Source organism: Arthrobacter sulfonylureivorans (assembly GCF_047607445.1).
Classification (GTDB): Bacteria; Actinomycetota; Actinomycetes; order Actinomycetales; family Micrococcaceae; genus Crystallibacter; species Crystallibacter sulfonylureivorans_A.
Map to the genome: position 1 here is coordinate 1 of NZ_JBLKRT010000066.1, position 6,694 is coordinate 6,694.

Genomic DNA, 6,694 nt, shown 5'->3' on the forward strand with positions numbered 1-6,694 from the left:
GGCGCACGCTCGGGTCGTCCCGAGAGGGCTACCGCAGCAGCGTCCTCAATATTGGCGAGGTGCTGCAGCAGCTGACGGACGAATTCCCGCAGATCAGCGCCTCCAAGATCCGGTTTCTGGAGGAAAAGGGCCTGATCAGCCCGCAGCGCACGCCGGCCGGCTACCGGAAATATACCGGCCAAGACGTGGAGCGGCTCCGCTTTGTGCTGGCACTGCAGCGGGACCAGTATCTGCCGCTGAAGGTGATCAAGGACTACCTGGATGCGATCGACCGCGGCGAGCGGCCGGATGCGCTGCCGGGCGGAATGACGCTGTCGCCCCGGATGGTGTCCGACCCGCTGGCCGCTGAATTGAATGGCCGGGGCCGGGCGCTGACCAGGGGGGAACTGCTGCAGGTCAGCGGAGCCTCGACGGAGTTGATGGACGATCTGCTCGCTTACGGCCTGATCCACGAGCAGGATGAGCGTTTCGATGAACACGCGCTCAAGGTGGTTCGCGCCTGCATGCAGTTGGGCAGCCACGGAATCGAACCGCGGCACCTCCGGTCCTTCCGGGCCGCGGCGGACCGCGAAGTGGGGCTGGTAGAGCGCGCCGTGGCGCCGTTGGCGTCCCGCCGCGATGTCGCCTCCCGAGCGCGTGCTGCGGAAACCGCCAAGGAAATCAGCGATCTGTGCCTGAATCTGCACACTGCCCTGGTCCACGGGCATTTGGCGCAGATGGAGCGCTGAACGGAGGAGCCATGCTCGAACTAGAAGTAGTCGGAGTCCGCATCGAGCTTCCATCGAACCAGCCGCTGGTGCTGCTGAAGGAAACCGACGGGGAACGTCATATTCCCATCTGGATCGGCGCGCCGGAAGCCAGCGCGATTGCGTTTGCCCAGCAAGGCATCAAACCGCCGCGTCCCATGACGCACGACCTGCTCAACGATGTGGTGGAGGCATTGGGCCGACGCATCACCGAAGTCCGCCTGGTCACCGTTCAGGACACGGTCTTCTTCGCCGAGTTGGTTTTCGACGGCGGCGCTACAGTAAGCTCCCGTGCCTCGGACGCCATCGCGGTGGCATTGCGCGTACCGTGCCCCATTTACTGTGCGGACGAGGTGATGGAGGAGGCAGGGGTGAAGATCGCCGAAGCCGCCGACGACGAGGAATCCGGCGGTGAGGCACAGGATAACGCGGAAAGCCAGCTGCGCCAGTTCCGCGAATTCCTGGCCGACGTGGAGCCCGAAGACTTCGAAAAATAGGCTGAAAACAAGGCTTCCCGGGATCCGTTTTGCCCGGTCAAACCGGGCGGTCCACGCGACCCGGATCCGACACGCCGCAGCAAAAGTGCCAGCATCTTTGACCGGCGGGCCCGGCCGTTCTAACGTCGAAGCATACAGTTCCCATTGCACCGCAGACCAACTCAAGGCAGACTTAGACCAGACCTCTGGGCTGACGGCGATGCTCACTTCCCCGCAGGGAACTTCGACAAGGAGGGTTCACGTGAGTCCTAAAGGTGATGCAGGCGAGATGCCGCACGCTCGAACGACCGGCGCTGCCATACCCGCTAGCGCCCAGGGCCTGCTGTTCACCGAAGACTTGCCCGTGCTGGATGAGGACGCCGGTTACCGCGGACCCACAGCGTGCAAGGCTGCCGGCATCACTTACCGGCAGTTGGACTACTGGGCCCGTACCGGGCTGGTGGAACCCGCCGTCCGTGGCGCCTCCGGCTCGGGCTCCCAGCGCCTCTACAGCTTCCGCGACATCCTGGTCCTGAAGGTGGTCAAGCGCCTGCTCGACACCGGGGTTTCGCTGCAGCAGATCCGCACTGCTGTTGAGCACCTGCGGGAACGCGGGGTAGAAGACCTGGCACAGATCACTCTGATGAGCGACGGGGCCAGCGTGTACGAGTGCACCTCCGCTGACGAAGTCATCGACCTTGTGCAGGGCGGGCAGGGCGTCTTCGGCATTGCAGTGGGCCGAGTTTGGCGGGAAGTCGAGGGCAGCCTCGCAGAACTCCCCAGCGAACACGCAGCCGAACAGCCTGAGTTCCACGACGACGAACTAAGCCGTCGGCGCGCAGCGCGCAAGATTAGCTGACCTACCAAGACGTCAGTACAGCGGGAGGGGCTCCGGTTACGGAGCCCCTCCCGCTGTTTATGTCGGATCTGGGCGGTTCCCTGCGGGAGCGCCTGGTGCGGATTCAGCTGGGTTCAGCTGGGCTGGCGGCGCAAGGCACGGTTGCGCATCCGGCCCGAATCAGTAATGTTCTTGAGCAGGTCGTCGAAGAGCGAGGCGGCGTGCCTGGCTGATTCACCGGGCCACTGATGGACCGAATGCGCGGCACCCTGGATCTGCTGCCAGTTGGCCTGTTCCACGATGGTGGGGGAGAGCAGCAGGTCGCCGAACATGGTCTTCATTTCCGCCAACCGGTAGCTATGCTCGTTGGAGCTGGGCCGTACGCGGTTGGCGACCACGCCAGCGGTTTTAAGATCCGGCGCGAATTCCTCCCGGAACAGGTCGATCGCCCGCATGGTGCGTTCGGTACCGGCCACTGAGAAGAGGCTGGGCTCGGCCACCAGCAGCACCCGGTTGCTGGCGGTCCACGCCATCCGGGTCAGGCCGTTGAGGGACGGCGGGCAGTCAATCAGCACCAGTGAGTATCCATTCACGCGCGAGAGCACGGTGGACAGCCGACGCAGATCGCGGCGGCTCAGATCCGGGCGGTCATAGATGCCGGAGTACGCCGAGCCGACCGCGACGTCGAGGACCTTCCGGCCGGAGGATGAGGCCGGACTGGATTCTGCGGCCGCCACCCAACCGCTCGGCGCGGCGTTCGCGGGAAGATCGGCTTTGCGTGCATTCTTGAGCAGCCGGCCGATGTCGGATTGGTTGGACGGCTTGACGCCAAGCCCCGTGGTGGCATCAGCGTGCGGATCCAAGTCGATGACCAGGGTGGGAATTCCCGCTGCCAGCGCCGCAGAGGCCAGGCCCAGCGTGACTGAGGTCTTGCCGACCCCGCCCTTGAGGCTGCTGATGCTCACTACTTGCACGTAAAAACCAAAACCTAACGTATCGAGTCGTGGGGCTTCCGCGCCGGATAAGTCTTCACGGCACCCTATCCATCATAGGTGGAGCGCCGCAGCAGACTGTGCCATCGGCGCGGCCCGGCGGTGTTTCTCTTCGGCTGCCGCCCCGGTGCCGTAACATGCCGACCGCGAACCACGGCCGGAGGGTGATCTGTGCAACACTGGCTTGCCAGTCCTACGGGCTGTCCGTGAGACTTGGCTCACTGCGTCCGCCGGCTCCGGCGCCGGACGGTCGTGCCTCAATCCCCAGTCCGGACCCGGCAATGATGCAGGAGTGAAATGTTCTCTAAGATCCTGGTAGCCAACCGTGGCGAAATCGCCATCAGGGCTTTCCGCGCGGCCTATGAACTGGGTGCGAAGACCGTGGCGGTGTTCCCGCATGAGGACCGCAATTCGATCCACCGGCAGAAAGCCGACGAGGCGTATCTGATCGGCGAGCCCGGGCACCCCGTGCGGGCGTACCTCGACATCAACGAGATCATCCGGGTAGCCAAGGAATCCGGGGCGGACGCCATCTACCCCGGCTACGGGTTCTTGTCCGAGAATCCCGAGCTGGCCCGTGCGGCGGCCGGGGCGGGCATAGCCTTCGTCGGGCCCAAAGCCGACGTGCTTGAGCTGGCCGGACACAAGGTCCACGCGCTGCAGGCAGCGCGTAAGGCCGGGATCCCGGTGCTGAAGTCCACCGACCCCAGCTCCGATACGGAAAAATTGCTGGCCGAGGCCGAGGAGATTGGCTTCCCGATCTTCGTCAAGGCCGTGGCTGGTGGCGGCGGGCGCGGCATGCGCCGGGTTGATGACCGGAAGGACCTGCCGGAAGCACTCGCGGCTGCCATGCGCGAAGCCGACACAGCCTTCGGCGACCCGACCGTGTTCCTGGAGCAGGCTGTGCTGCGGCCGCGCCACATCGAAGTGCAGATCCTCGCCGACGGGCAGGGCAACGTCATGCACCTCTTCGAACGCGATTGTTCGCTGCAGCGCCGGCACCAGAAGGTCATCGAGATCGCGCCGGCACCCAACCTGGACGAGAACATCCGGCAGGCGTTGTACCGGGATGCGGTGAAGTTCGCCGAGGCGCTCGGCTACACCAACGCCGGCACGGTCGAGTTCCTCGTGGACACCGTGGGCGAACGGGCCGGACAGCACGTCTTCATTGAGATGAACCCCCGGATCCAGGTGGAGCATACGGTCACCGAGGAGATCACCGACGTCGACTTGGTACAGTCCCAGCTGCGCATTGCCGCCGGTGAAAGCTTGGCGGATCTGGGATTGTCCCAGGAGACCGTGTCCATCAACGGCGCGGCCATGCAGTCCCGGATCACCACTGAGGATCCGGCCAATGGCTTCCGGCCGGACGTCGGCAAGATCACTGCCTACCGCTCCGCGGGTGGGGCGGGCGTCCGGTTGGACGGCGGAACCATCTACACCGGCGCCGAGATCAGCCCGCACTTCGACTCGATGTTGGTTAAGCTCACCTGCCGCGGTCGGGATTTTGCGACGGCGGCGGCACGCGCCAAGCGTGCGTTGGCCGAGTTCCGCATCCGCGGCGTCTCCACGAACATCCCGTTCCTGCAGGCTGTGCTGGAGGACCCGGATTTCCTGGCCGGGAACGTGGCCACATCCTTCATAGACGAACGGCCGGAGTTGCTGAAGGCCCGGGTCTCCGCTGACCGCGGCACCAAGCTGTTGACCTGGCTGGCGGATGTCACCGTCAACAAGCCGAACGGTGAGCTTCCGGTGGCCACCGCACCGGTGGAGAAGCTGCCCGAACCGGCGCGGCAGGCGCTCGAGGCAACCGGCTCGCTGACCGCGGTCCCGGCGGCGGGGTCGCGGCAGCGGCTTCAACGGCTGGGCCCGGAGAAGTTTGCTGCCGAACTGCGGGCCCAAACGGCAGTGGCGGTCACGGATACGACCTTCCGCGATGCGCACCAGTCGCTGCTGGCCACCCGCGTGCGTACCAAAGACCTGCTCAACGCTGCACCAGCCGTGTCGGCCCTGACCCCCCAACTGCTGTCGGTGGAGGCCTGGGGCGGGGCGACCTACGACGTGGCGCTGCGGTTCCTGGGCGAGGATCCGTGGGAACGGCTGGCGGCGCTGCGCCAGGCGATGCCGAACATCTGCCTGCAGATGTTGCTGCGCGGCCGCAACACGGTGGGCTACACGCCGTACCCGGAAGAAGTCACCACGGCGTTCGTCCGGGAAGCGGCCGCCACCGGCATCGACATTTTCCGGATTTTCGATGCGCTCAACGATGTCTCGCAGATGGAACCGGCCATCCGGGCCGTGCGGGAGACCGGAACGGCCGTGGCCGAAGTTGCGCTTTGCTACACCGGCGACCTGCTGGATCCCGCTGAGGACCTCTACACGCTGGACTATTACCTGGGCCTGGCCGACCGGATTGTGGCTGCCGGGGCCCACATCCTGGCGATCAAGGACATGGCCGGCCTGCTGCGGCCGGCGGCTGCAGCCAAGCTGGTCTCGGCGTTACGCGAACGGTTCGATCTCCCGGTGCATCTGCACACCCACGACACTGCCGGCGGGCAGCTGGCCACGCTGTTGGCTGCCGTCGAGGCCGGAGTGGACGCGGTCGACGCAGCCAGCGCCTCGATGGCCGGCACCACCAGCCAGCCCTCGATGTCGGCGTTGGTTGCCGCCTTGGCGCACACCAAACGCGACACCGGCCTGGACTTGGCCGCGGTGGGCTCGCTGGAACCGTACTGGGAAGCGGTACGCCGCGCCTATGCTCCGTTTGAGTCAGGACTGCCGGGGCCGACCGGCCGCGTATATTCCCACGAAATTCCGGGCGGACAGTTATCCAACCTGCGGCAGCAAGCCATAGCGCTGGGGCTCGGGGAACGGTTCGAGGCGATCGAGGACATGTACTCGGCTGCCGACAAGATCCTGGGCCGTCTGGTGAAGGTAACTCCGTCGTCCAAGGTGGTGGGGGACCTGGCCCTGCAGCTGGTGGGCTCCAACGTCGCCCCGGAGGACTTTGCGGCCGACCCGCGGAAGTATGACATCCCGGACTCGGTCATCGGCTTCCTCTCCGGCGAACTGGGTGATCCGCCCGGCGGCTGGCCCGAACCATTCCGCACGAAAGCCCTGGAAGGCCGCAACCCCAAGCCCCGCAACGAGGTGCTCTCCGCCGAGGATTCGGCAGCGTTGGCCGCGGATCCGGCCACCCGGCGGGCCACACTCAACCGGCTGCTCTTTGCCGGCCCGGCCAAGGAATTCGAGAAGACCCGGGAGACCTATGGGGACGTCTCCGTGCTGGACACCCTGGACTACCTCTATGGATTGCAGCCAGGCTCCGAGCATGTGATCGCGCTCGAAAAGGGCGTCCGGCTGATTGCTATGCTCGGCGCCATCTCCGAGCCGGATGAGAAGGGCATGCGCACCGTGCATTGCACGCTCAACGGCCAGCAGCGCAACGTCATGGTGCGCGACCGCAGCGTCGAATCAGAGGTCAAGGTTGCGGAGAAAGCCGATCCCGGACAGCCCGGACATGTCGCGGCACCGTTCGCCGGCGCGGTCACGGTCATCGTCAAGCCCGGGGACGTGATCAAGGCCGGCGACACCGTGGCCACCATCGAGGCGATGAAGATGGAAGCCGGTATCACGGCGCCG

General features: G+C 65.7%; 5 protein-coding genes. 4 read left to right on the plus strand and 1 reads right to left on the minus strand.

Annotated features, from left to right (window positions below; all coding sequences use genetic code 11):
- Nucleotides 1-50: 50 nt before the first annotated feature.
- From ftsR to ACMX2H_RS18580, 3 genes are all read left to right on the plus strand, one after another.
- Nucleotides 51-728, plus strand: coding sequence for a transcriptional regulator FtsR (ftsR, locus tag ACMX2H_RS18570; RefSeq protein ID WP_414962716.1), 678 nt, complete (start codon nucleotides 51-53; stop codon nucleotides 726-728).
- Between the two features lie 11 nt (nucleotides 729-739).
- Nucleotides 740-1,243, plus strand: a complete 504-nt coding sequence (locus ACMX2H_RS18575; protein WP_414962710.1) for a bifunctional nuclease family protein — start codon at nucleotides 740-742, stop codon at nucleotides 1,241-1,243.
- Nucleotides 1,244-1,484: 241 nt separating this feature from the next.
- Nucleotides 1,485-2,081: a MerR family transcriptional regulator gene (locus ACMX2H_RS18580; protein WP_127514479.1), complete on the plus strand. Its 597-nt coding sequence runs from the start codon at nucleotides 1,485-1,487 to the stop codon at nucleotides 2,079-2,081.
- Nucleotides 2,082-2,194: 113 nt separating this feature from the next.
- Here ACMX2H_RS18580 and ACMX2H_RS18585 read toward each other — a convergent pair whose 3' ends face one another.
- Complete coding sequence (locus ACMX2H_RS18585; RefSeq protein WP_414962712.1) at nucleotides 2,195-3,034, minus strand: ParA family protein; 840 nt, start codon at nucleotides 3,032-3,034, stop codon at nucleotides 2,195-2,197.
- A gap of 315 nt (nucleotides 3,035-3,349) precedes the next feature.
- Here ACMX2H_RS18585 and ACMX2H_RS18590 point away from each other — a divergent pair.
- The coding region (locus ACMX2H_RS18590) for a pyruvate carboxylase (RefSeq protein ID WP_414962714.1) at nucleotides 3,350-6,694 on the plus strand (3,345 nt) is incomplete at its 3' end.